Source organism: Shinella sp. CPCC 101442 (genome assembly GCF_024704725.1).
Taxonomy (GTDB): domain Bacteria; phylum Pseudomonadota; class Alphaproteobacteria; order Rhizobiales; family Rhizobiaceae; genus Shinella.
In genome coordinates, this window is the sequence record NZ_JALIQS010000008.1 from 41,388 (window position 1) to 66,582 (window position 25,195).

Annotated in this window: 25 protein-coding genes and 2 pseudogenes; 17 read left to right on the top strand and 10 right to left on the bottom strand. The window is 58.7% G+C overall.

The window, feature by feature from the left end; translation table 11 throughout:
- Window positions 1-429: 429 nt before the first annotated feature.
- The 8 genes from MUO32_RS23705 to MUO32_RS23740 all read left to right on the top strand — a co-directional run bounded on the left by MUO32_RS23705 (window position 430) and on the right by MUO32_RS23740 (window position 9,323).
- On the top strand, window positions 430-2,589 hold the full coding sequence (locus tag MUO32_RS23705) for a NosR/NirI family protein (protein WP_257950844.1): 2,160 nt from the start codon (window positions 430-432) through the stop codon (window positions 2,587-2,589).
- A 14-nt stretch (window positions 2,590-2,603) separates the two neighbouring features.
- Complete coding sequence (gene nosZ / locus MUO32_RS23710; RefSeq protein WP_257950845.1) at window positions 2,604-4,532, top strand: TAT-dependent nitrous-oxide reductase; 1,929 nt, start codon at window positions 2,604-2,606, stop codon at window positions 4,530-4,532.
- On the top strand, window positions 4,533-5,864 hold the full coding sequence (locus MUO32_RS23715) for a nitrous oxide reductase family maturation protein NosD (protein ID WP_257950846.1): 1,332 nt from the start codon (window positions 4,533-4,535) through the stop codon (window positions 5,862-5,864).
- Complete coding sequence (locus MUO32_RS23720; RefSeq protein WP_257950847.1) at window positions 5,830-6,729, top strand: ABC transporter ATP-binding protein; 900 nt, start codon at window positions 5,830-5,832, stop codon at window positions 6,727-6,729. Before MUO32_RS23715 ends, MUO32_RS23720 begins: the two co-directional genes overlap by 35 nt.
- Window positions 6,726-7,547 carry an ABC transporter permease gene (locus MUO32_RS23725; protein ID WP_257950848.1) on the top strand — a complete coding sequence of 274 codons (822 nt, stop codon included), beginning with the start codon at window positions 6,726-6,728 and terminating at the stop codon, window positions 7,545-7,547. Before MUO32_RS23720 ends, MUO32_RS23725 begins: the two co-directional genes overlap by 4 nt.
- Window positions 7,544-8,128, top strand: a complete 585-nt coding sequence (locus tag MUO32_RS23730) for a nitrous oxide reductase accessory protein NosL (protein WP_257950849.1) — start codon at window positions 7,544-7,546, stop codon at window positions 8,126-8,128. Before MUO32_RS23725 ends, MUO32_RS23730 begins: the two co-directional genes overlap by 4 nt.
- A gap of 3 nt (window positions 8,129-8,131) precedes the next feature.
- On the top strand, window positions 8,132-9,046 hold the full coding sequence (locus tag MUO32_RS23735) for an FAD:protein FMN transferase (protein ID WP_257950850.1): 915 nt from the start codon (window positions 8,132-8,134) through the stop codon (window positions 9,044-9,046).
- A gap of 127 nt (window positions 9,047-9,173) precedes the next feature.
- A complete protein-coding gene (locus MUO32_RS23740; protein WP_257950851.1) occupies window positions 9,174-9,323 on the top strand; it encodes a hypothetical protein in 150 nt (49 codons plus the stop codon).
- A gap of 232 nt (window positions 9,324-9,555) precedes the next feature.
- Here MUO32_RS23740 and MUO32_RS23745 read toward each other — a convergent pair whose 3' ends face one another.
- Window positions 9,556-10,590 (bottom strand): aldo/keto reductase, encoded by a 1,035-nt coding sequence (locus MUO32_RS23745; protein WP_257950991.1) that lies wholly within the window; start codon window positions 10,588-10,590, stop codon window positions 9,556-9,558.
- Between the two features lie 110 nt (window positions 10,591-10,700).
- Here MUO32_RS23745 and MUO32_RS23750 point away from each other — a divergent pair, with 110 nt between their 5' ends.
- Window positions 10,701-11,609, top strand: coding sequence for a LysR family transcriptional regulator (locus MUO32_RS23750; protein WP_257950852.1), 909 nt, complete (start codon window positions 10,701-10,703; stop codon window positions 11,607-11,609).
- 240 nt (window positions 11,610-11,849) lie between these two features.
- Window positions 11,850-13,091, top strand: a complete 1,242-nt coding sequence (locus MUO32_RS23755; RefSeq protein ID WP_257950853.1) for an MFS transporter — start codon at window positions 11,850-11,852, stop codon at window positions 13,089-13,091.
- Between the two features lie 1,582 nt (window positions 13,092-14,673).
- Here MUO32_RS23755 and MUO32_RS23760 read toward each other — a convergent pair.
- On the bottom strand, window positions 14,674-14,997 hold the full coding sequence (locus tag MUO32_RS23760) for a hypothetical protein (protein ID WP_257950854.1): 324 nt from the start codon (window positions 14,995-14,997) through the stop codon (window positions 14,674-14,676).
- A 326-nt stretch (window positions 14,998-15,323) separates the two neighbouring features.
- On the opposite strand from MUO32_RS23760, the gene MUO32_RS23765 reads away from it, so the two are divergent.
- Window positions 15,324-15,779, top strand: a complete 456-nt coding sequence (locus MUO32_RS23765; RefSeq protein ID WP_257950855.1) for a DUF982 domain-containing protein — start codon at window positions 15,324-15,326, stop codon at window positions 15,777-15,779.
- Between the two features lie 236 nt (window positions 15,780-16,015).
- Here the strand turns inward: MUO32_RS23765 and MUO32_RS23770 are convergent.
- The 5 genes and pseudogenes from MUO32_RS23770 to MUO32_RS23790 all read right to left on the bottom strand — a co-directional run.
- Window positions 16,016-16,113, bottom strand: a pseudogene (locus tag MUO32_RS23770) (IS630 family transposase); the annotation flags it as partial.
- A 324-nt stretch (window positions 16,114-16,437) separates the two neighbouring features.
- Complete coding sequence (locus MUO32_RS23775) at window positions 16,438-16,641, bottom strand: hypothetical protein (RefSeq protein WP_257950856.1); 204 nt, start codon at window positions 16,639-16,641, stop codon at window positions 16,438-16,440.
- 259 nt (window positions 16,642-16,900) lie between these two features.
- A complete protein-coding gene (locus tag MUO32_RS23780) occupies window positions 16,901-17,254 on the bottom strand; it encodes a hypothetical protein (protein ID WP_257950857.1) in 354 nt (117 codons plus the stop codon).
- A 35-nt stretch (window positions 17,255-17,289) separates the two neighbouring features.
- Window positions 17,290-17,559, bottom strand: coding sequence for a hypothetical protein (locus tag MUO32_RS23785; protein WP_257950858.1), 270 nt, complete (start codon window positions 17,557-17,559; stop codon window positions 17,290-17,292).
- Between the two features lie 190 nt (window positions 17,560-17,749).
- Window positions 17,750-17,908, bottom strand: coding sequence for a hypothetical protein (locus tag MUO32_RS23790; protein ID WP_257950859.1), 159 nt, complete (start codon window positions 17,906-17,908; stop codon window positions 17,750-17,752).
- Between the two features lie 1,434 nt (window positions 17,909-19,342).
- Between MUO32_RS23790 and MUO32_RS23795 the strand changes: the two genes are divergently transcribed.
- Window positions 19,343-19,588, top strand: coding sequence for a hypothetical protein (locus tag MUO32_RS23795; RefSeq protein ID WP_257950860.1), 246 nt, complete (start codon window positions 19,343-19,345; stop codon window positions 19,586-19,588).
- Here the strand turns inward: MUO32_RS23795 and MUO32_RS23800 are convergent.
- The gene (locus MUO32_RS23800) at window positions 19,585-19,959 is read right to left on the bottom strand and encodes a putative metallopeptidase (protein ID WP_257950861.1); all 375 of its coding nucleotides are present in this window, start codon (window positions 19,957-19,959) and stop codon (window positions 19,585-19,587) included. The two genes, MUO32_RS23795 and MUO32_RS23800, sit on opposite strands and share 4 nt — an antisense overlap.
- 748 nt (window positions 19,960-20,707) lie before the next feature.
- On the opposite strand from MUO32_RS23800, the gene MUO32_RS23805 reads away from it, so the two are divergent.
- A complete protein-coding gene (locus MUO32_RS23805) occupies window positions 20,708-20,950 on the top strand; it encodes a hypothetical protein (RefSeq protein WP_257950862.1) in 243 nt (80 codons plus the stop codon).
- 548 nt (window positions 20,951-21,498) lie between these two features.
- On the opposite strand, the gene MUO32_RS23810 is transcribed toward MUO32_RS23805, so the two are convergent.
- Window positions 21,499-21,711, bottom strand: coding sequence for a hypothetical protein (locus MUO32_RS23810; RefSeq protein WP_257950863.1), 213 nt, complete (start codon window positions 21,709-21,711; stop codon window positions 21,499-21,501).
- A gap of 298 nt (window positions 21,712-22,009) precedes the next feature.
- Here MUO32_RS23810 and MUO32_RS23815 point away from each other — a divergent pair.
- Window positions 22,010-22,377: pseudogene (locus MUO32_RS23815) on the top strand (transposase); the annotation flags it as partial.
- A 269-nt stretch (window positions 22,378-22,646) separates the two neighbouring features.
- On the opposite strand, the gene MUO32_RS23820 reads toward MUO32_RS23815, so the two are convergent.
- Window positions 22,647-22,868 (bottom strand): hypothetical protein, encoded by a 222-nt coding sequence (locus tag MUO32_RS23820; protein ID WP_257950864.1) that lies wholly within the window; start codon window positions 22,866-22,868, stop codon window positions 22,647-22,649.
- Between the two features lie 170 nt (window positions 22,869-23,038).
- Between MUO32_RS23820 and MUO32_RS23825 the strand changes: the two genes are divergently transcribed.
- The 3 genes from MUO32_RS23825 to MUO32_RS23835 all read left to right on the top strand — a co-directional run bounded on the left by MUO32_RS23825 (window position 23,039) and on the right by MUO32_RS23835 (window position 24,673).
- Window positions 23,039-23,782, top strand: coding sequence for a helix-turn-helix transcriptional regulator (locus tag MUO32_RS23825; RefSeq protein WP_257950865.1), 744 nt, complete (start codon window positions 23,039-23,041; stop codon window positions 23,780-23,782).
- Window positions 23,783-23,865: 83 nt separating this feature from the next.
- The gene (locus tag MUO32_RS23830; protein ID WP_257950866.1) at window positions 23,866-24,510 is read left to right on the top strand and encodes an acyl-homoserine-lactone synthase; all 645 of its coding nucleotides are present in this window, start codon (window positions 23,866-23,868) and stop codon (window positions 24,508-24,510) included.
- A complete protein-coding gene (locus tag MUO32_RS23835; RefSeq protein ID WP_257950867.1) occupies window positions 24,503-24,673 on the top strand; it encodes a hypothetical protein in 171 nt (56 codons plus the stop codon). Before MUO32_RS23830 ends, MUO32_RS23835 begins: the two co-directional genes overlap by 8 nt.
- The last annotated feature ends 522 nt before the right edge of the window (window positions 24,674-25,195 follow it).

A 25,195-nucleotide genomic window follows, 5' to 3' on the forward strand; every position in this document is an offset into this window, starting at 1 on the left:
ATTGGGCCGAAGGCATATCGATCCACCACGATCCGAGCGCGCTAGAGCCGCTATCGCCTGCTTTTTCATGGCGCGGCGCATAATTGGGTTGAAAGGGATGTGCGCCTCACGAGCTGGATCCCTCCGCATATTCCGTTGGCATCTGAAGCACCAGCTCAATGATGGGATGGTCGGCGCGCACCCCGTGATGATCAGTAGGCTTCGGATGCCTCAAGGCTATTGTCACGTTTGGTCCGTAACCTAGGCCTCCGGTTCTGCGGCTCACGGGTCAGGTCCGTTCAAGATCCTTTAAGGACAAAGTATCTGTGCCTAAGGAGTGCGCTATCGGTTGATGTGGCCTGACTAGTTGCCACTTGTTTGACGCAAGTCAACGACCGCTTGGCGTGAACGCTCCAATGCTCTCGCAACGATCTGCGGGAATGCCCTGGAATGAAACTATTCCGTCTAATTTTTTTCCTTTGTGCTGGCCTGTGCTTCGCATTCTCTGCGAATGCCGGCACGGTCCTGCAGGACCATCTGCCGTCCACCATGGCCTCCGATCTCGTGCCGGGCGCGGATGGCTTCGGCACCGTTCGCGACGATATTGCGGTGGCGCCGGTGCTGAAGGGCGGAAGGACGATTGCGTGGGTCTTCGTAACCTCGGATTTTGTTGGTACGACCGGTTATTCCGGCAAGCCTATCCACACGCTCGTGGCAGTGGGAACGGACGCGAAGATCATCGGCGTGCGGCTGGTCAAGCATTCTGAACCCATCGTGCTCATCGGCATTCCCGATGCCAAGGTGAAGGCGCTGGTGGCCGGTTATGCCGGGCTAGACCTCGTCGCGGAGGCCAAATCCGGCGGCACGGCGCATGAGGTGGATATCATCTCCGGCGCGACCGTGACGGTGATGGTGATCGACGATTCGATCGTTCGTTCGGGCCTCAAGGTCGCGCGGGCGCTTGGTCTTGGTGGGCTTACTCCCGAAGCGGAAAACGCCGGTCCTCGTCTCGAGATCGATCCGGCCGCCGTCCGGCCAGCGGACTGGATCGAGGCCGAGGGCGACGGGACACTGCGCCGGCTGTCGGTCGACGTGGCGCAGGTCAATGCCGCCTTCGCCGCGCATCCTGATGAGCGAGCGCGCGACCGTGCAATTGTCGAAGCGCCGCAAACGACCTTCATCGACATGCAGGCGGCGCTGGTCTCCGTTCCCGCAATCGGTGGCGCTCTGCTCGGCCCAGCCGAAGACGCCAATCTCCAGGGCTGGCTGAAAGAAGGCGAGAACGCCATCGCCGTGATGGCGCGGGGTCTCTATTCCTTCAAGGGCTCGGGCTATGTGCGCGGCGGTATCTTCGACCGTATCGTGCTGATCCAGGATGATGTGTCCGTGCGCTTTCGCGACCGCGATCATCGTCGCCTTGGCGGCATCGCGCTTGCCGGTGCGCCTGAATTCACCGAGATGGACCTGTTCCGCATTCCCGCTGGCCTCGGTTTCGATCCGGCCAAACCCTTCCGCATCCAGCTTCTGGCACACCGTGAGGTCGGGCCGATCGAAAAGGTCTTCCATACCTTCGACCTCGGTTATCAGCTGCCGCAGAAATACCTTCACGCCATGGCGCCCCCGGTGAAGGAGGCTGTCGCCGTTGCCGATCGCGGCGAGGGGGCTGCGCAGGCCGATCTGTGGAAACGCATCTGGCAGGATTCCAGGCTGAAGATCATCGTGCTCGGCGCCATGCTGGTGGTGCTGACCGGGGTTTTCTTCTTCCAGAGCTATGCGGTGAAGAATGCCAAGGGGTTCTACATCTTCCGCATTGTCTTCCTGACGGTGACGCTGGTCTTCCTAGGCTGGTATGCCAATGCGCAGCTTTCGGTCGTCAACCTGATGGCGCTGTTCGGCAGCCTGGTGGGCGGCTTCAGCTGGCAGGCTTTCCTGCTCGACCCCCTGACCTTCATCCTGTGGTTTGCCGTTGCCGCCGCGCTGCTCTTCTGGGGACGCGGGGCCTATTGCGGCTGGCTCTGCCCCTTCGGGGCGCTACAGGAACTGACCAACCAGATCGCCCGCAAGCTGCGTATTCCGCAATGGACGTTGCCCTGGGGTCTGCATGAACGGCTCTGGCCGATCAAATACATGATCTTCCTCGGTCTTTTCGGCGTGTCGCTGATGAGTGTCGAACAAGCGGAGCACCTGGCCGAGATCGAACCGTTCAAGACGGCGATCATCCTGAAGTTCATTCGCGCCTGGCCGTTCGTGGCCTATGCGGTGGCGCTTCTGGTTGCCGGGCTGTTCGTCGAGCGCTTCTACTGCCGCTACCTCTGCCCGCTCGGTGCGGCGCTCGCCATACCCGCGCGCATGCGCATGTTCGACTGGCTCAAGCGCTACCACGAATGCGGAAGTCCCTGTCAGACCTGCGCCATCCAATGTCCGGTGCAGGCGATTCACAAGACCGGCGAGATCAATCCGAACGAGTGCATCAACTGCCTGCACTGCCAGGTTCTCTACCAGTCCGAAACGGTGTGCCCCGTCGTGATCAAGAAGATGAAGTCGCGGGCCAAGCTCGCGGCAAGCCCGGGCGGCGCGCCGATCCACCAACCCGCAGCAAAAGTTAACTGAAGAAGGAGTCGATCATGGAATCGAAGGAAAACAAGGGGCTGAGCCGCCGCGCGCTCTTCAGCGCCACGGCAGGAACGGCGGTTCTTGCCGGCACGATGGGGCCGGCGGCCCTTGGCCTGGGGGCTGCGGGTCTCTCGACCCCGGCCCGCGCTGCCTCTGGGGCGGACGGTTCCGTCGCGCCCGGCAAGCTGGACGACTACTACGGTTTCTGGTCCTCGGGCCAGTGCGGCGAGATGCGCATTCTCGGCATCCCGTCGATGCGCGAACTGATGCGTGTGCCGGTGTTCAACCGCTGCTCGGCCACCGGCTGGGGCCAGACGAATGAATCGATCCGCATCCACCAGCGCACGATGACGGAGAAGACCAAGAAGCAGCTCGCCGCAAACGGCAAGCACATCCACGACAATGGCGACCTGCATCACGTCCACATGTCCTTCACCGAAGGCAAGTATGACGGCCGCTATCTCTTCATGAACGACAAGGCCAATACCCGCGTGGCCCGCGTACGCTGCGACGTGATGAAGACCGATGCCATCCTGGAAATCCCGAACGCCAAGGGCATCCACGGCCTGCGTCCGCAGAAATGGCCACGCTCGAACTACGTCTTCTGCAACGGCGAGGATGAAGCACCGCTGATCAATGACGGCTCGACCATGACCGACGTCTCGACCTACGTGAACATCTTCACTGCTGTCGATGCCGACAAGTGGGAGGTCGCCTGGCAGGTGAAGGTTTCCGGCAACCTCGACAATTGCGATGCCGACTATGAGGGCAAGTGGGCGTTCTCGACCTCGTACAATTCCGAAATGGGCATGTCGCTGGAAGAGATGACCAAGTCCGAGATGGACCATGTCGTCGTCTTCAATCTCGTTGAAATCGAGAAGGCGATCGCCGCGGGCCAGTATGAAGAGGTCAACGGCGTCAAGGTCGTGGACGGCCGCAAGGACGCCAAGTCGCTCTTCACGCGCTACATCCCGATCGCCAACAACCCGCATGGTTGCAACATGGCACCGGACAGGAAGCACCTGTGCGTGGCCGGCAAGCTCTCGCCGACCGTCACCGTGCTCGACGTCACCAAGTTCGACGCGATCTTCTACGACAATGCCGAGCCGCGCAGCGCCGTGGTGGCGGAACCGGAACTCGGCCTCGGTCCGTTGCACACCGCCTTCGACGGTCGCGGCAATGCCTATACCTCGCTCTTCCTCGACAGCCAGGTGGTGAAATGGAACATCGACGAGGCCATCCGCGCCTATGCCGGTGAGAAGATCAACCCGATCAAGGACAAGCTCGACGTCCAGTATCAGCCCGGCCACTTGAAGACGGTCATGGGCGAGACGCTGGATGCCTCCAACGACTGGCTGGTGTGCCTGTGCAAGTTCTCCAAGGACCGCTTCTTGAATGTCGGTCCGCTGAAGCCGGAGAACGACCAGCTCATCGATATCTCCGGCGACAAGATGGTGCTGGTGCATGATGGCCCGAACTTTGCCGAGCCGCATGACGCCATCGCCGTCGCTCCTTCGATCCTGCCGAACATAAAGTCGGTATGGGACCGCAAGGACCCGATGTGGGCCGAAACCCGCAAGCAGGCAGAGGCCGACGGTGTCAATATCGACGAGTGGACCGACGCCGTCATCCGCGACGGCAACAAGGTTCGCGTCTACCTGACGTCGGTCGCGCCGAGCTTCAGCCAGGAAAGCTTCACCGTGAAGGAGGGCGACGAGGTCACTGTCATCGTTACCAATCTCGACGAGATCGATGACCTGACGCACGGCTTCACCATGGGCAACCACGGCGTCGCCATGGAGGTCGGACCGCAGATGACGAGTTCCGTCACCTTCGTCGCCGCCAATGCGGGCGTCTACTGGTACTATTGCCAGTGGTTCTGCCATGCCCTGCACATGGAAATGCGCGGGCGCATGTTCGTGGAACCGAAGGGCGCCTGAATGATGCGGCTGCCCGTTTTCCTGATCGGCCTTGTTCTCGCTTCGCCGCTTGCGGCGGCGGAGCGTGCCGTCGTGCCGGGCGCGGGCAGCCTCGCAGCCGCCATCGCCGGGGCTGCACCCGGCGATGTGCTTATCCTTGCCGACGGGGTATATGCCGGCCCCGTCGTCGTCGACCGATCGCTCACTATTTCCGGACCCCGCGGTGCGGTGGTGGATGGGCAGGGGCGGGGCAGCGTGATGATGATTTCCGCTGCCGACGTGACCTTGACGGGTTTCACCGTCACCGGCTCGGGCCGCGTCAACCAGGATCTCGATGCCGGGGTGAAAATCCTGGAGGGCGCCGACCGGGCAAGCGTTGAAAAGCTGCTCGTCACCGGAAACATGCACGGCATCGACGTGCATGGCGGCCACGATGCTGTCGTCAGCGGCAACGAGATCATCGGGATCGAAAGCCCGCGCATGAACGAGCGCGGCAACGGCATCTATGTCTGGAACAGCCCCGGCACGCTCCTGGAGAACAATGTCATCCGCTATGGCCGTGACGGCATCTTTTCCAATGCCAGCGCCGACAGCATCTATCGCGGCAACGTCATGCGCGATCTGCGTTTTGCCGTGCACTTCATGTACACGCGCAACACCGAGGTTTCCGGCAATATCTCGATCGGCAACCATCTCGGCTTCGCCATCATGTTCTCCAACAAGGCGAAGATCTTCAACAATCTGAGCCTCGGCGACCGTGAACACGGGCTGATGCTGAACTATGCCAACAACGCCGACGTCACGGGCAATCTGGTGCGCGGCGGCACGAAGAAATGCCTCTTCATCTACAATGCCCACAAGAACCTGATCTGGAACAACCGCTTCGAGGGCTGCGGCATCGGCATCCATTTCACCGCCGGATCCGAGAAGAACGTGCTGACCGGCAACGCCTTCATCGCCAACCGCGAGCAGGTGAAATATGTCGGCACCCGCAACATGGAATGGAGCCATGAGGGCAGGGGCAATTTCTGGTCCGACCACCCGGCCTTTGATCTCAACGGCGACGGCATCGCCGACAGTTTCTACCGTCCCAACGACCTGATGGACCAGATCCTCTGGTCGCAGCCGGCGGCAAGTCTGCTCATCGGGTCACCCGCCGTGCAACTCGTGCGCTGGAGCCAGCGGGACTTTCCCGCGACGCTGCCTGGCGGCGTGCGCGACAGCGCGCCGCTGATGCGGCCTCTTACCATATCCGTCCCGCCTGAAATCCTCGGCTACGAAGCCGAAGCCGCCGGTCGCTGGGCCGAAGGAAATTATGATGACACCGACCCTGAAAATCTCTCGGCTCACTAAGCGCTTCGGCGAGGTGGAGGCGCTGAAAGCCGTCTCGCTGACGTTGGAGGCGGGGCGGCGCGCTGCCCTGCTCGGCCACAATGGCGCGGGCAAATCGACCTTGATGAAGATCGTCCTCGGCCTCATTCGCTATGACGGCGGGGACGTGACGGTTTGCGGCGTGGCGCCCGGTTCGCCGGCGGCGCGCGCGCAGGTGGCCTATCTGCCTGAGAATGTCGCCTTTCACCCGGCTTTGACCGGAGAGGAACAGCTTCGCCACTATCTCGCGATGCGCGGTGAAAGCCCGAAGCAGGCCATGGCGCTTCTTGCCCGTGTCGGGCTGGAGAAGGCGGCGCGGCGACGGATCGGCACCTACTCCAAGGGCATGCGCCAGCGTGTCGGCCTCGCGCAGACGCTGATCGGCCGCCCGCGTCTCCTCGTGCTGGATGAGCCGACCTCCGGTCTCGATCCGGTGTCGCGGCGCGATTTCTACGATCTCTTGGATGGTCTTTCTGCCGAGGGGACCGCGATCCTGCTTTCCTCCCACGTGCTGACCGAGGTGGAGGCACGCACCGATCGCATCCTCATTCTTTCAGGCGGGGAACTGGTGGCGGAGGGTACGCTCGCCGATCTGCGCGGCCGTGCTGCACTGCCTATCTCTTTTCTTGTTCGCGCCGCGCACGCCCATGCGCCCTCACTGACGGCGGCCTTTCCCGACGCCGTTGCTGGTGGGGATGGGCTCCTGCGCCTTTCCTGCGCGCAGGCGGAAAAGCTGCCGCTCTTGGCCCGCATAGCCGCGCTCGCGAGCGACGTCGCCGATCTCGATGTGATCCCGCCGAGCCTCGAGGATATCTACAGTCATTTCAGCCGGAGGGACGGGCAATGAACCGCATCCTCGCCACTGCGATTTCGGAATTCCGCATCGCCTTTCGCAATCGCTGGGTCTCCATCGCGACGGGCATGATGGTGCTGTTTGCACTGGTGCTAGCCGCCGCCGGCGCCGCACCGACGGGAGACGTCGGCGTGGACGGGCTCTCGGTGACGGTCGCCTCGCTCACCTCGCTCGCCGTCTATCTCGTACCGCTCCTCGCGCTCCTGATGAGTTTCGACGCTGTGGCGGGCGAAGTGGAGCGCGGCACGCTGCCGCTGCTTCTCACCTACCCCGTCTCGCGCCTGCAGATCCTTCTCGGCAAGCTTCTCGCGCATCTCGTGATCCTCGCCCTTGCGGTCACGCTCGGTTACGGCTCGGCGGCGCTGCTCGCCGTCTGGTCCGATGCCGAGGCGATCAGGGGGCTTGGCTCGTTGTGGCGGCTGATCTGGTCCTCGGTTCTGCTCGGGGCCACCTTCCTCGGCGCGGGCTACGCGCTCTCGGCTTTGGCGCGTCGGCCCTCCGGAGCCGCCGGTTTTACAATCGCGCTCTGGCTCGTGGCGGTGGTGCTCTATGATCTGGCTTTGCTTGCGTTGATCGTTTCGGACGGCGGCGGCGCTTTTACGACGCAGGCGCTACCCGTTGCCCTGCTTGCCAATCCCGCCGATGCCTTCCGCGTCTTCAATCTCTCGGCGGCGGAGGCTGTCGCGGTCGCCGGCGGCATCGGCGGTGCGGCGGGTGCGATTCCGCTCTGGCAATCGGCCGCCTCGCTCTTCCTCTGGCCGCTCGCCGCCATCGCCCTTGCCGTTACGGCTTTCCGCAAGGTGACGCCGTGAGGATTTCGCTTCGTTCGGCATTTTTCGTCGGGGCACTCGTGCTGCTTGCCGCCTGCAAGGAGGAGGTGGTTCAGGATATGGCACCGCAGGACATGACGCCCGAGACCCTCGGTCACTATTGCCAGATGAACCTCCTGGAACATCCAGGCCCCAAGGCGCAGGTCTTTCTGGAGGGCAACGCCGCACCGCTGTTCTTCAGCCAAGTGCGCGATGCCATCGCCTATATGCGCGGCCCCGAGCAGGTCGCGCCCATTCGCGCAGTCTATGTCAACGACATGGGCAAGACGGGCGCGACGTGGGACCGGCCCGGCGACGGCAACTGGATCGTCGCCGACAAGGCCTTCTACGTCCTTGGCTCCGCGCGCGCCGGCGGCATGGGCGCGCCCGAAGCGGTGCCGTTTTCCACCCGGGAGCGGGCCGAGGATTTTGCCCTCGTCGAGGGCGGCCGCGTGCTGACGCTCGCCGATATTACCGATGATATGGTTCTCGCGCCGGTCGACGCCGGAGGGGACCAGGGGGACGATGACGATGCGGATTTCGACGGCCGCCTGCGTGCCCTGCCCAACAAAGCCGGAGGTTGAACCATGGCAATAACTCGACGCCGCCTAATCACAATTTCCGCCGCTCTGGCCATCCTGCCCACTACCACCCGCGCCTCTGCAACGGGCGCGACCCGCCAATGGACGGGACAGGCGCTGGGCGCGCGCGCTTCAATCCGGCTTGACCATCCCGATGGTGAGGCCATCGCCGCTCGCGTCATGGCCGAGATCGACCGGCTGGAGGATATGCTCAGCCTCTACCGGCCGCAGAGTGCACTGGCTCGCCTGAACCGCAACGGGCATCTTGCAGCGCCGCCTTTCGAATTGCTCGACTGCCTGTCGCTGGCCGGTGCCGTGCACCGCGCGAGCGGCGAACGGTTCGATCCGACTGTGCAGCCACTCTGGGCGCTCTGGGCCGAAGCTGCCGCAGGCGGCACAAGGCCCGATGCAGGGGCGCTCGAGACGGTGCGGCACAAGACCGGCTGGGCGAAGGTGAAACTCGACGCCACGGAAATCACCCTGCAATCCGGCATGGCGCTGACGCTGAATGGCATCGGCCAGGGTTATGTCGCTGACAGGATTGCCGCGCTGCTGGAGGCAGAGGGGCTGAGCAATATCCTGATCGATACGGGTGAACTGCGGGCGCTCGGGGGCAAGCCGGATGGTGGAAACTGGCCGGTACGCCTGGAGACGGGCGAACGCCTGCCGTTGCGCCAACGCGCGCTCGCAACATCCGCGCCGCTCGGCACGACCTTCGATCAGGCGGGCCACGACGGCCATATCCTCGATCCCGCAACGGGCATACCGGCGGCATCGGCATGGCGGTCCGTCTCGGTCTCAGCGCCGTCCGCCGCCATCGCCGACGCACTTGCCACCTCAGTTTGCCTAATGTCCGACCCGGAGACGATCCGGGCAATGCTCGGGCATTTCGCAGGTGCACGCCTGGAGGCTGCCGCGTAAGGGTGGCCATGCCGCCATCATGGCAGAGGAAGTCGAAAGCCATGACCCTGTCCACCGTTGTTGGGTCACGTCGCTTGCAACATTCAAGTGGTGTATTAGTTGCCGTGTAAAAGGGGAAGGAATGACTATGGACAAGGAAGACTCGCTTAAACCCACGGTATTCTCCAGCGAGCATGTCAGCGGTCGTGACCTCGGCGGCAGCAGCCTGATGCCGATGCTCGTCGCCGGGCTCGTCCTGATCGCGATCGGCTATGCTGGCGTGATGATTTTCGTTTAGCCGAGTGAAACGAGGCAGCGTTTCCAAAGGCGTATCTCCCGGATGCTGCCCAGGTTGTTGATTTGCACTGATTGCACCACGTCGACAGGTCCGGTTTGGCCAGGCCTTCGCATCCTCGTGAAAAGGCCGGGCAAGCTCACCCGGCCGGCTTCTTAGCAAGCGGTTATTGGCGCAGATCGTGATCCCAATTCTGCGGTGCCCTACGCGGCCGCTCGTTATAATGGGAAGGGGATCACACTACCGGTGGGTTCAGGCGAGCAAAGCCTTGCTGAAGGTAATAGGGGAAGTACGGATACGCGGCGGTCTTCTGGCTGGCCTTGTCGAGCCGCGCTGTCTGGTCCGGGGTCAACGACCAGCCCGTGGCGCCGAGGTTCTGGCGTAGCTGCTCTTCGTTGCGAGCACCGATGATGACGCTTGATACCGTCGGACGCTGCAGCAGCCAGTTGATGGCGATCTGCGGGACCGTCTTGCCGGTTTCACCGGCCAGTTCGTCAAGCACATCGACGACATCGTAGAGCTTTTCGTCATCGACCGGCGGACCGAACGAGGCCGTATCATGCAGGCGGCTTCCATCGGGCCAGGGGTGGCCACGTCTGATCTTGCCGGTAAGGCGCGCCCAGCCGAGCGGGCTCCAGGCGAGCGCACCAACGCCCTGGTCGAGCCCAAGCGGCATCAATTCCCATTCGTAGTCCCGCCCCACCAGCGAATAATAGACCTGATGTGCGACATAGCGCGGATAGCCGCCTTTCTCTGCTGCTGCCAGCGACTTCATCAGTTGCCAGCCGGCGAAATTGGAAACGCCGACATACCGGATTTTTCCACCGCTGACCAACGTGTCGAGTGTCGACAACACTTCTTCGATGGGCGTGAATGCATCGAAGGCGTGCAGTTGCATCAGGTCTATGTAATCGGTACCCAACCGGCGCAGCGCATCATCCACTCCCTTGATCAGGCGTGAACGCGAAGACCCGGCATCGTTCGGGCCGTCGCCCATGGGCAACGCCATTTTGGTGGAGATCAGAACGTCGCTGCGCCGTCCCCTGATCGCCGCGCCGAGCACTTCTTCGGAGGCCCCGTCCGAATATACGTCTGCCGTGTCGAAAAGATTGACGCCCGCCTCGATGCAGATGTCGACGATCCGGCGCGCCTCGGTGTCGTTGCTGTTGCCCCACGCGCTGAAAAGCGGCCCTTTGCCACCGAACGTCCCGGCGCCGAAAGACAGCGCGGGAACCTTCAACCCGGACGATCCAAGCCGTCTGTATTCCATCATACGAACTCCTTTGTGCGAGCATGCCTGCGTTGGCAAATGGAAGGTGGTGTCTTGGGGATTTGATAGATAGACCATTTACAGGAACATCATTTGTGAGCTGAAGTCACATGGCGCGACAACATATCAATCGCTCCGGCGAAATGGCCGTCTTCGTCAGGGCTGTCGAACTCGGCGGCTTCTCAGCAGCTGCTCGCGAATGCGGCATGACGCCATCGGCGGTGAGCAAGCTGGTGCAGAGGCTCGAAGAGAGGCTTGGCGTTCGGCTGATCAACCGGTCGACGCGCCAATTGCAGTTGACGCCGGAGGGATGCGCATTTCACGAGCGCGCAGCCAGCATCCTCGCCGATATCGATGATGCCGAGAGGCAGGCAGCGGCAGGCGACACCCCTGCCGGCCGCGTTCGCCTCAACGCCAGCGCTTCCTTTGCTACGCATGTGCTGATGCCGCTTCTGCCGGACCTTCTGGGTTCGTTTCCGGAACTCGCCGTCGACATTATCCAGACCGACGCCGTCGTCGACCTGATGGCCGAGCGCGTCGATATCGCGATCCGCGCTGGTCCGCTGAAGTCGTCGACGCTAATCGCGCGCAAGCTCGGCAGTACGTCCATGACGATCGTCGGGGCGCCGTCCTATCTCGAATGCCAAGGCAAGCCTGAAAGCTTGGACGACCTCAGAACCCACAACCGCCTGAGCCTGAACTATGCCAGGGCTGTGGATGGATGGCCGGTGCTGGAAAACGGTTTGCCGGTCCAGCTGCCGCCATCCGAAAGGGTGCGTGTGAGCGACGGGGAGGGGTTGCGCCGGCTGGCACTTGCAGGTGTCGGATTGGCGCGGATGGCGACGTTCACGGTCCGGGGCGACATTGATGCCGGGCGGCTGGTGCCCGTTGTCGAACACCTCAACCCAGGAGATCGCGAGACTTTCCATGCGGTGTTTCAGGGGCAGGGCGGTACGCTTCCGTCCCGGGTGAGGGTGATGCTTGACTTCCTGGCGGCGCGAGCGCGACTTTCCGACTGAAGCAACAAAGGATCAGTGGTTCTGATCCCTTGAAGACCGCCGACGTTTTCCCATTAAATTGCCCCCCAAATGGCGAGTTCTGCCAGTTGGACTCACCCAGTCCATCGGGTGAGCGAGACAACAAGTGCCACGGCGCTAAAAGTCCAGATTGCGGGCCCTATCGACACTGCAAATCCAATCGCATTCAATGTACAAAACCGGGTTGAAGACGGACTCGGCATGGCAGGTTTGGAGAAGCGGATGAGCGCGCCTAGTGGAATCGAAGTCGGCGGCGTCGATTCAAGCTATGCCACGTTACGGCTGGTGCTCACGCTCATTCTTGGCACTGTTGCGTGCGTCGGCAATTGGTCGATCGTGGTGGTGCTGCCGACCCTCCAGCTCGAATTCGACACGCTGCGCGGCGGCGCCTCGCTGCCCTATACCTGCACCATGCTAGGCTTCGCTTTCGGTGGGGTGGCGATGGGACGCCTCGCAGATCGAGTCGGCATTGTCGCACCGGTGCTGATTGGCGCTTTTCTGCTCTGCATCGGCTATATCGCCGCCGCCTTCACAAGCAACATTTGGCAGTTCGCCGCGATTTCCGCCGTGATTGGCCTTGGCTCCGCCGCTGGATTCTCGCCGTTGATTTCCGATCTGTCCCACTGGTTCCGCAAGCGGCGCGCACTTGCCGTCACTTTCGCCGCTTCGGGTAGCTATCTCTCCGGCGCGGCATGGCCGCTGATTATCGAGCATTTTGTAACGGCGCAGGGCTGGCGGGCCACCCATATAGGCATCGGCCTGTTCGTCCCTTTGGTGATGGTGCCGATCGGACTTCTGCTGAAGCGGCGCCCGCAGACTGCGGCTTATGCCGAGGCCGAGGCGGCGACCGAAGCGGCGCGCGAGGAACTCGGCCTCAAGCCCAATGTGCTGCAAGGCATTCTCGTCGTCGCGGGGTTTGCGTGCTGCATGGCGATGTCGATGCCGCAGGTCCACATCGTGGCCTATTGCGGCGATCTCGGGTACGGCGTCGCCGTAGGCACGCAAATCGTGTCGCTGATGCTCGGGCTTGGCGTGGTCAGCCGTCTCGCTTCCGGCGTGGTCGCGGACCGGATTGGGGCCGGCCCGATGCTGATCCTCGGCTCCTCCATGCAGGCGGCGGCGCTGCTGCTTTATCTGTTCTTCAATAGCCAAGCCTCGCTCTATGTGATCTCCGGCTTGTTCGGGCTTTTCCAGGGCGGCATAGTCCCGATGTATGCTGTGATCATCCGCCAGTTCCTGCCGCCACGCGAAGCCGGCATCCGCATCAGCCTGGTGCTGATGGCGACGGTGCTCGGCATGGCATGCGGGGGCCTTGCTGCCGGCTACATCTTCGACGCGACCGGGTCTTACCGCCTGGCCTTCCTGCATGGCTTCCTGTGGAACGTCGTGAACCTTGTTCTGGTGAGCTGGCTGATTCTCTGGCCGAAGCTACGTCAGCGCCGGCAAGCTGCGATGGGGCGATAAACGCTTGTGATGTTCAATGTTCCGGATGGTCTCTGCACCCTAAATGACCGATTTTTCAAACGCGCCCCGCTAACCCGATCGTCATGCGTTCGGCTCGACGCCCGGCAAGGCATTAGACTGTGCGGAGATCTCACGAGCAACGGCGGGGACTTCAAATTTCCTGGTGACTGCCGCCTACGTTTGGTTCATGATTTCTATATGTTCCGGCCGCGACGCTCGCGGCTGATCGGGTTCACGTCGGCGGTCACGGAAAATGGTTTGGCGAGAAGCCTGCCCGCAATGAAGAAAATGAAGCTCTTTCGATACCCGGAGCGAGGCGGCGATCGTCTGTGGAGGCTGTCCATTCGGCGCGTTTCATTGAAAATGCGTAGACTGGATCTCGCAACTTGCCTCTGAAGTAAATTCGATAATGGCGTATCGCTTTCTAGCGCACGATCAACCACCGTTTGCATTTGAAATGGAACGCCTTAGTGAGTAGGTGCCAAGTTGCAGCCACGGGCCGCTGAGATATTCCCAAAGGTCGATACCCCGAATTTCTATAGAGTGGGGCAGGAAGTCATTGCTCAGAACTCTGTACAACGCATCCGCTTTGGTCTTGGGGGCATTGTTCTGGGATCGTGATAGGCGGTTGCCACTTCTGCAGATCCTGCTTGCCCAGCCACGAAAGCAATTTGACTGCCAGACGCTCGCGTCCTCACGCAGTGATCTGCTGGTGGTCGAAAACTCGACGCCGGCTCCAGAGATGGCGTAAATCACTGACGTCTGGTGATACCCCTCTGTCTTAACTGCTATATCGATCAGTTCATCACGGATCCGCCCCTCGTGTTCGCCCGGAAGCCAGTGAAACATTGTGAGGTGTGCGCGAAGGACGTGTCGATCGGCGGGAAATGCGCGGTACGCAGTCGATCGAACAGTTCAAGATCATTATCGGCTAACCGCAAGTTCTAACGTGCACGTAGCCTTCTTTTCCCCGTGCAGTGCAAGGCATTTATTTTGAGGATTTGTGGCGAATGAAATTCAACGTCAAGGCCTATCCGCAACTTTCTGGCTCGCTTTTGAGAACGGCAGCGTTTACCTTAAGCAGATCGCCCCTATAGCTGGATGTTGATGCTGTGGCCGCAACTCAAAACAAATAGGTAATGGCAATTCCTAATCGAGCCAGAACGTTCGATCCCAGACAGGTATCCCTCCAGCAATCTCGAAGACAATTATCCGAACACGCCTCACCACTTCGGGAGGAACGCGCCCGTGGATAATCATCGCTTGCGGCTCGTATCGGATTTCAATTTCGTGCCGCGAGCAAAGTTCGTCGTATGCTACTGCGGCGGCAATTGACGCGCGCAGCCCAAATCCTTGCGCGCCAGAGCCGCCACCGAGAGATGTTTGAAACATCTCATCCTCCCATGTTTTCCAGTACGCTTGGAAACAACGCGAAGGCCGACACAGTTCCGAGTCAGAGCAAGAAACCCACAAATTTATAGGGGCTGAAAGAGCACTACGTGAGGGACGTTGGGGCGGGACTGCCGCAATATAAAAAGGCCCCGATTTACTCGGAGCCTCATCATCGACATCAGGACACAGCCTAGTTGTTGCCGGCCCAGTCGCAGACACGGGTGTCACCTTCGCTTCGGTTCGTAGCACCGTTGGTCGAGCAATCCGCCTTCATCTTGGAACGCTGTTCATCGTTCAGGCCAGCCCAGTTCTTCGACCACTCGGCCTCCGGTCGTAGTGTACGCGCCTTCATGTCGCTGTAGAAGACGTTGCCGGTAGCTTCGTCCATCTGCATCAGGGCTTGGTCGCCTGCGTTGGTGGTGCTCGACGTGCTTTCCCCGCTGCTCGTCTGCGCGAACGCAGAGAAGCTGATGAGCGTGGCAGCTGCGGCAATCGTGGCGAGTTTGGTCAACATGTTGTTCTCCTCATGAGCGGGCAATCCCGCATCGCTCAGACAACACGCAAGTATGTCTAGGGTTCCCTAGGGCAGCACGAAACGTTGGCTCGCTTTCGTCCCGGCATTTTGCCCGCCTATCGACGCTATTTGATAGCAAGGAATAGTGACGAGGCAACGGCGAGGCGATCGAGGTTTCCCCCAGGAAAGCTCTGGCTGCGAAGTCGCCCCCGACGCGCGCGCCACAATGGGAATTTGTCTCTCACAACGCCACAACTGGTGCGCAGCAAGCCAGGCGCAAGGGAGAGCAATTAGATATTAGAAATAATTCAATTTCGGAACTAGCGATGGCCGCTCACTGGGCACGCAAAATTACCCTAGAAATTGGCGAAAGGGGCAGTACTTTTGCCCATATCGAAAGCACGCAAGACGCAGCTCACTTCTTGTTAGATCATTGGAGAATGGCTCGCTCGCCACTTTATTGTGCTGCGGTACGCTATTGCACTAAGGCCATAAGGGGCGAGATAAGTCACGAGGCGGCTTATATCTCGTTTATGGCTGCCATTCGAGAAGCAAATGTTGCCTTGATCTCAGTTCGGCGCCAGTACGAGAGCGGCAACATCGAATATAATATCGCGACGGCTCTCTCCGAGAGTATCTTTGAGGATCTTAAACTGGTTGGCCGGCCTGACGCGTGGGGCATGATCCCGCCATTTCAGGGCCTCCAAAATGGCGCGTCACAGGCGGAATATTTCGAGAGCCATCAAAAAACATCCGATGTTGTCCTAAGGTTCACGGATTGACGGCGATTTTTCGTTGCCCCAGAATTACCTAAAATTCAGGGGATGAACGTGGTTGGCTCCTTACGCCCATTTGCTTTCACGATATTCGAAGACAAAGTCGATTTTCGATACGACTGGTTTGCGAACGGAAACACGCCCGAATTTATTCTTTCGGGCGGGGATTGTTGATTTCCTGATCAAATCTGATGCAAGCACAGGCTTCGCAAAAGCTGACTTCAGCCTGTAGCACGTCCGATTTAATCCGGTTCATATCCTGCTGAAGTGAAGTAGTTGGCGCATTCGGCCGGGGTGAAGGTTCGATGATGGAACTGGCGGCGTTCCAGAGAGCGGAGATGCAACTACACCGGACTGCGAGGTGTTAGCTTATTTCGCCGTTGTCATCGACCTCTATTCCCGCCGGGTCATTTGCTGGGCACGGCAGAGCCGCCAAAGAACGGATGTCGTATCGCAGGCGCTCTAGAGAGTCGCGAAAATTATACTAAAAAGGCGCGCAACCGCCTCAGCAATCGCGCGCCTTAGTCCCGGATGCTTTTAGAGGGGCTTCAACGCCAACCAATTAGTTCGCCGGGCGCTGTCGTCAAGCGCGTACCATAAGAAAAACGCGGCTACGCTAAACAACAGCCGCGCCGCTCTTGGCGTCCCCCGTGGACGTGTCAAACTATCCCGCTTCGACCGGCAGATTGGCGTTGTTGTAAGCCGTGAAATCGATAAGCGGGAAGCCGAGCCGGATACGCTGGCCGTTCGCGAAGCTGGCTGCATGCTTGTGAAGGCGGAAGGGATGAAGAGTCTCGTCACCGTCACCGTCACCGATGACCGACCAATGTTGTTTGTCTGCAAAAAGCAAAACAGAGTTAAGTGACATAGCTTCACCTCCAGTACCGGGGCGAAAGCTATTGCACTCTCATGGTCGCGCCCGTTTCGTCGGCGACCGGTATTCAAACACTACGCGAATATTTACGGGTGTCTAATAAATTCGCTTTTGAAAAGGACTCGGCTCATTCCCGAACCAAGCCCTTCGCCGTTGCGAGAGGTGGGCACTCTCGCGTAACTGATTTAGCGCGAGCGAGACATCATTCAAGACGAAAGCCGATTGAAAGGCTGCGGCTTCCATCACGCTTCATCTATTCCGATAGAGTCCCGGCGTCGTCGTCTAAGCTCGCGTTGCTGATATGCTGACCAATCAGCGGAAGATCAAGCCGAATAAGCTGACCGTCCGCGAAGCTCGATCTGAAAAAGGTTTCGGATTTCGTTGTCGTTCTCGATGACGACGACAACCCAATGGTCGTCGGCGCGATATAGACGAAGGCCTTCTCGGCTGCGATGTGACGACCCTTGGCGCGCTCCTTCCAGACCTTGAATTTGGCGTGTTCTGCGACCAATGCAGTCGTGCCGTGCCGGTGGATCGTGATAGGCTTGCCGGTAAATACGGTGCCAGTCAGAACATCAAAGCTATCAAGGCTAAAGAGCCCTGCCATCGACGCGGATAAACCGCCGGGTCGAGAAACGAAGCCTAATCAACAACCACTTCTACGAGAATCTTCGATAGAAGCAGCTTGCGATAGGCGTCATCCGGGTCGTTCAACATCTCCAGCAGCGACACCAGATCGACGCGCACCAAGCATTCATAGATTGCCATTGCGCCAACCTCATGCTGGTTCAAAACCTCACGCATTTCACGGCGCTGCTCGACGGCGGCTTCTCTGCATTTTTCAATGCTTAGGGCGAAGAAAAGGGTGTCGTCGCTGCCCGGATGAACTTGATAGCCGTAAAGTGTTTGCATGCCGCGGCTCCTACTCTGCTACTATACGCGTGAGCCCCGGAAGTGGTTGCAATCTTGCAAAAATTTTTAGGCGGGAACCTTAGACAAACTCGGCGGTTGGAGGTCGTCACGACTAACGCCGTGACAGCAGCGAGGCGAGCGCTCAGCCCCCCAGCCCGGGAGCGCTCGCCTTCGTACGGTTAGTCGATGATCAGTGCTTGCGGTCTTCAAGCCAACCCAATTTCCTGCAATGCTCTTCCGCTGCGCGTACTGCTTCACGCTGACTAGAAAATGGACCACCAAGGTAGTGAGCTACGCCTCGGAACTCCACGAACACTCCCTTTTTGAGCACATCGTAGATGATCTGCATGCCCCTCTCGTACGCCATTCGACAACTCCCGCTCAACTGGAATTGCGTTTTCGCAATTCCACGACGGGTGTCAAACACTATTCCTGAGGGCGCTTATGCTGTGGCTCTCGTTCACTTAAGTAACCAGCGCCAATAAGCCAGCCGTTCACAATGCGCTCAAGCGCCTGATCACGAGTAAGGCCAATCTGCCTTGCATACGCTGACAAAGCCTTTTCAATAGCGTTAGTGAACCGCATCGCCATCCCTAAGTTGCTCTGCAACTATACGAGCTTCGTGCGTGATTGGATCACCTACGCCTTCGCCGTAGCTGGCGGCGGCTGGTTGGAGGAGGCGGGGTATCAGGGACGGCTCGGCAAGTACCGATATATGGCGACTGGCTTTGAGGCGTACGGGCAATGGGCGCATTCTTGATTATTCGGCATGCGGGCACGATGACAATTGAAAAAAAGGAACGCGACTTAGCGGAGCCGCGTTCCTTCTTACAGTCACAACTTGAGACAGGGGCACACGCGACTGCCTCCGAACATTAGCATTTACTGCTGCCCTAACAAGGATGTCGGCATAGTCATATTGGGCGACTTGAATCAAGTAATGATTAGTTTTCGATGACTATGACTGAAAATACGCCCTTGACGCATAGTGCGCAGTATTTGTCGCGTCCAGAAGAACAAACACGATTGAGTATATTCAAGTTCACTAAACTTGAACGAGAAGCACGGAACATTTACAGTCCAATTCATGAACTCATACGCCGGTGTTGTGGAGACATACGCCTTTTGGCTGAATGCAGCGCCATACGTCTTATCAGCTATGCCAATTGCAACCTGATTTGTGTCAACTATCGGATATCGATAGGCCGCAAAAACGAGAAGCGCGGTCGGGCGGCTGGATGCCGAAAAGCCGGGAACTAGGGACGGCGGCGTATAGCCCAAAAACCAAGCGCCATGGCGGCGATCCAAACGCCACCCACCACAACGACAAGCCAAATGAAGTGACTATCCGTTTCCATGTCGCGATTGTAGCGCGGGTGCGATGCAGTCTGAAAGACCCGTTTGGTGGACGGCGACCAATAAACCGCAGAGAATATCTTGTTTCGGCTTCAAAGCTAGAAAGATCCCAACCGAATTGAACGAATGTTCAACAGAAGGAACGCGGTTGCGTCCGGTCCCTACGCGATACGATAGGACGAGAGTTTCATATGCGCAGTTCTTAGCTTTGGCTGCCGCCAGTCGGGCGCGGTTAAACTATTTTATCCCGCCCGGACCGCTGCTTCCACTTGCTAGCGACCTTTAAGCGCGGCACTCGTCTGAATGCCGCAGCGACAATTGATGGGCTATCGAAACATATCAGCGCGTGAACGATAGGTCTTCGCCTCATCCAAGAGTTTCGCTCTCGGAATGGCCGTGTCAAAGTCAAGTCAAATGGAGGAAGCCGATGACCATCACCCCTGTGAAGTTCACCGTGAAAAAAGCCGTAGTGATTGAAGGGCATGAGGTCGGGGACGGAATCTATGTTGGGCAGAAACTCTCCGACACTGAGATCGAGCGATCAAGAGGCCGAAACGCTTCGTACTTCCTGCACTTCGCTCCACCGAGCATGGGCGGTGATCTCGCTATCGCGCAGCGCTACGATCTTGATGTGACCGATTACGTGCAAAAGGGTCAGATCGTCGTCACCTAGGCAACACGCAGATTGCAGGTTCCGCAAGCATGCTCAATGTGAGCTCGTGCAATCTCCGGCGGCCGACTGGCGGCGTCTACAAGCTCGCGCACGCCGGGGACATCTGCCCCGTAGCGACGAACGGCGCCGATGAATTGCTCTACGTTATGCCCACGACTTGTGAAGACCGGGCAGCCGGTCGTGCCGTTGAACTTCGGGGCACCAAATGAATCGACGGCCTGGGAAGCGTGGTAAAGGTCGTGCTCGACCAATGCCATGAACTCTGCATCGCCACAGGCGGCGCAGTATTTGGGATCGAGCGTGATTATGAAGTCCGGCAAGAAGCCGACCATTCCGTGATCTTCTGCTTGATGCGGGCCTTTGTCGGCCAAGTGAGCCTATTCGGGATTCGCAACCGGCGAGGCGCCACCCAGGAACGTGACCTGCAGCTACTCCGACATGTCGGGCGTGGGCGTGAATGGCGATCCGTCTTCCCAAAAAAACTTCCTCTTGATTGTGGGCGCTCAATCATTGTTTGCTTTTGGATTAGCGCTGCGTGAACTTTTCAAGCCGGGCATTTTTCAGGACTGGCATAGGCTACCCTTGGGAATATGGAATGGATACCGGGATGCGAGCAGCCTACCAGGCAGCCCTTAAATCGTTCGCCGAACAGTTTCGCGGTGACCGCCTTTATGATGTCGCTCGCTCTGAAAAACACCTTGCCGAGATCGTCCAACACTTCGGCTTGACGGACGAACCATTCGAGCAGGCCAGCTGCGTGCTTCGAGGTGACGCAATACGAGGTAAGCACCCCAGTGTGTTTGTCTTCGTTGGGAACGGGTTTCTTCCCTCGCCCTAGTCTTTGTGGTCGCCTGAAGAGTGAAACGCGCCGTTCTCTACCCTCCACCGAGGATACAGAGAGAAGCATCGGGTCGACTTAGCCATGCTAACCGGCCATTCTGGATTCGCTTGAACGAGAGGAGTCTTGCGTTATGGCTCGGCAGATAGCGTGGTTTTTTGCAATCGGAGTTTTCGCCTATGCCTGCTTTTGGATGACGTGGCAACTGTTTTGACCGAAGCTTCATCCTGTGCGGAACTAGCCAACCCACAACGACGTTCTGCCTGAAAAGGAGAGACGCCATGACAAAGCCCGACAGCAGCAAAACCGCCATGCCCACGCCGGTCGTTGAAGATCCGCATCCCGGTAGCATCTCGGACGGGACGCATCCCGCAGCGAGGGAACACAAGCAGCCGAAACCCACGAAGGGGAACGGCGAAGGCGATCCGGTTGCAGCTGCAGGTAGCAAACCCAACCTTAAAGACGGGAAAACGGAGGTAGCCGAAGCGCCAAGACTCCCCAATAAGGGCGCATACGGATCTTAATGAGAAGCTGGACCTAAGCCCGGCTTTCGCTTCAAACATGCAGGGTCGTTAGCCCACTTGACCATCGGAAAGACTGAGAGGCCGTGGATGGCGTAGCTACCACTGGTTGATGGGGGTGCTATGGATGTCACGCCCATATCACGCAGCGAGCGCCAGCCTGTCACGACTCCCTAGCGGAACACCTCGCGGGGGAGATTGATTGGAAAGATGGCGATGGTATCGATGGCGTCATTGATGCCGTAGAGCAAGCGGCGGGATCGAATACGTCCTTTCCGCTGGGTGAAGGGCTAGCCGGCGTCAATTCTGTCGGGAGCCATTTCTATGAATTGGATCTCGACAGCCAAAAGCGCGTCAATTACCGCGAGGATCTGGGTGGCGTTGCCCTAAGGGCCGCAGGCGATCGCGAGTTGAACAGGTCGTTAAGAGATGACTTGGTCGTTAAGCGCGTTCGGCATCCCAGGGCCGATCTTCCGCTCGCTAATCGCTCTCACCAGAAATGAGAAACCCCTAGGGTGACGGATCGGGGGGCACGGCTTCTCAGGAGCAGACTAACTTTTGGTCGACGTTGTCTCTTCGAGATTGCTGATAACCTCGGCCTGTTCTTCGTCAGTGAGACCCGCGACGTTTTTCTTCCAGAAGGCCGAGGCTTCAGCGGGCTCATCTTCCCACATGCGGGTTGAGATGATGTTGTCGTCGATCTTGGCTATCCGTTTCCCGCCAAGCCTCTGATATTTCCTCGCGATGTCCGCCGATTTCGTCATAGCAACCTCCTCTGCTTCGAGGGGGAACGAGTGGCCGATGCAGAGGTTCCTCAAGAATACGCTCGTGGAACAAAGGAAGATAATCGAGAACTCTTTCAGCATCGGCCCTTTGTGTAAGGGCGCGGGTGCCCACGTGGCCCTCACCAGGAGAAGCATGACGGACGATTTCTCGATTCAACAGGCCGGCGATATAGAAGCCAAAGTTGTGAGACATCTGCTGATCCGCGTGCCATAAGCAGACCAAGACGGAATTGAGCATTTGCAAATCGCCGACTGAGCGTTCCGTGTGACAGAGGTGTTCACTAGCAACTCGATCCTACAATGGATGGATCTGACCAGTGGAATGGCACTACACGCACCGGGAAAACCGATCATGAACGCCTTCATCGAAAGCTTCAATGGGCGGCTGCGAGACGAGTTCCCGAACGAAACCCTCTTCTCGTCACTGACCCATGCTCGATCAGCGCTTTCAAATTGCCGCATCGATTACAAAGATCATCGACCACACTCTGCACTCGGCAGGATGACACCTAACGAGTTCGCTCAGACAATTAACCTGCGAGGTGATGCGGCGCTGCGCAGCCGGAATGGCTCCGCACCGCAACCCGCCAGGACCGCCCCGAATACCGCAACCCAAACCGCTGGAGCGAACTCAAAACTGGATAAAACTTGGGGGCACGGTCAGACTGCGTAAAGGCGAAGTACGCAGTCTTGCTCGTCTTTCGCCCTGGTTATATCCTCCCGGGGGGAGGAGGATCGATATCGACTAAAAAATCCCAGAAGAATCATCCCGATAAATTCACCACCGACGGTGGGCCCACCCTCGTCGTGAGGCTGACCACGTGATGTTTCGCACAGCGGCATTCTGGGGCTTTCTGGGAATACTGCTCCTAGCTGCGGTGGCTGCAGTCGTAGGTCCTCTGGCGCGACTTCTATTAGGTGTCTGACAGCCCGCCGCTGTTTCTCTCGCTTGGTTCGAGTTCCCGCTGCCCTTTGTTTTGCCGCAGCATTGCCTCAAGGTCGTCAATCCTCAGCAAATCGGGGTTCCGCGCAACAAGGAGCCTAATGATGCTCAAGGTATCCTGCACAGGAGTTCCACGCATCATTTCGCGGCGAACAATGTCACGTAGTTCGTTGTGCCCGATTTCATCTGACATGTGACAGCCTCACGTTGAGGCACCTGTATTAATATTTCCCCCCAAGATTGCCAAGTCTTTGTCGAGGATTCTATCGCAAATTGCCCCAAGCGGAGGGGATCAGGCTTGCCCTACCTTGACAGCCGCCATTTCTGAGTGGAACGATTGCCACCATAACGGGCGCCAGCACCATGAAGCACAACGCGATTTCCGAGGGTCTCGATAAGACGCTGTCCTTCCTGTCCGAAATAAAGCAAATCAACACGCTTCCCGAGCTCACGACCGCAGCGGCCCGCGCTACCGCAGAATATGGTGTCAAACGTATCCTGGCCGGTTACATCCCGCGATCCGGGATGCTTCCCAACGACCAGTTGCGCCACGTCCTCCTGGCAGATTGGCCGGAACAATGGGCTGATATCTATTTTCACAACGGATTTCTTTTCCACGATCCGACAATCCGCCGTGTGCTGAACGCATCTCCGACATTTTCGTGGTCGGAGCTTTCGAAGGCCCCGGATGTTGTTCGCAACGAGAGGCTCGTCATGGATCGAGCTAAAGATTTTCATTTGGGCAATGGTTGCACCGTGCCGTTGGTGGCGCTCGATGGTCGCAAGGTTGGCTTTTCGTTCGCCGGCGCCGAAATTGATGATGCACCAGACGCCAAAGGAGTAATGACCCTTATCGCTACGTTCGCCTTTGGTCGCGCGATTGAACTTCAGACCAATGCTGCTAGGGCCTCAGCGCATCTCACGCCCCGCGAACGCGAAGTGATTGCTTGGATATCTGCTGGAAAAACCGATTGGGAAATCAGCAAAATCCTCGGCGTTTCCGAAGCCGCTATTGCAAAACATATTTTCAATGTCCGCATGAAACTAGGAGCGATGAATCGAGCTCACGCTGTCGCGGAAGCCTTTCGGGCCGGGCTTATCACCTAACCATGTCAAGGTAGTCTTTTCCCCACTGCAATAGCCTTGCCGAGCTATCCAATCTTGCTCCGTTGGCAATCGGGGGATGCACTATGATTGAAATCGTAACGATGAGGCACGCGGCGGAAATGGAAGAGGCTTATAACCTCCGCCATGAGGTTTTTGTCGAAGAGAAGGGTTGGGGCGATTTGGCACGACCCGACAGGCGAGAAATCGATCAGTTCGACAACGCGGACGCCGTCCATATGATTTGCAAGAGAGATGGAAAAGTGGTCGGTTATCAACGTATGCTGCCGACCACGAAGCCTCATCTTCTTTCAACGGTGCTGTCGACACTCTGTGAGGTCGATAGGCCGATCGGCCCTCACATTTGGGAATGGACGCGATACTGCGTATCCAAGTCCCACCGAGAACGTGGCCGCAAGCTCAGCCCTGTAGCAAACGAGTTGCTTTCCGGGATCGTGGAATGGGGGTTGGCTACGGGCGTTGACCGCATCGTTATCGAGATGGAGCCCATCTGGCTCCTGCGTTTAGTGCAGTTGAACTTCATGGTAACGCCCCTCGGAATCCCACGTCAAATTGATGAAGAGGACGTCGTCGCGGTCATCGCTAAGTTCGACCGGCGTACGCTTGAGATGCTGCAACTCATGCGAGGCAACACAGACCAAGTCTTGGTGACACCCGACCGTGTTACCCAAACGGGAAGGGACCATCTCTGGGAGGCGCATCATGCCTGAGGATGACTCTATCGACGCAAATACGCTTGAATTGGTTCGAGCGAGCCTGAAAACCGCGCACGGCCTAGCACAAAAAGGCCGTCTCAAGTTTCTTGTCTATCTCATAGCTATTGCGATGATGGAACTCAGCGATATCGAACGCAGCAACCCGACACAAGCTTAGTCGCAATTAACCGCGCACCAGAGCATCTTGGCATGCAACTCGGCCCGCCATACCTGGCGGGCTCTTTCGTGTTGCCGTCAAGTCGCTATCCACCGACTCAAAGCGGCAGACTTCGGAAGGCTTGCGATGCGTCCAAGGCGTTGACACTAGCTCTGGCAGAGGGGTTTCGCGCAGGTAGCCTATCGGCAAAACACCAGAGCCTCTACGAACTTTCGGCGATGCAGGTTTTATTGATACTCGCTGGGGTTTCCCGCGGGAGCTCGAATTCGAACGGCTTCTGCAACTTGTCGATAAGTTCCCTCCGATTGACTTACTCAAAGAAGTAGAGAACTCTTTACGGAATTCATACGAGGCACCTCTTCGATGGCAAGTCGCACAAAGCATGAGGCCAAGCTTAGGCTATCTATGGGAGTTGCGCGCACGGCAATGCGCGACGGAAAGTCGCCGATCGAGGCGCTTCAAGAGATGCGCGACCACTTTGCTCTGATGCGTAGACTAGATAATTCGGATCATGATTTCGGT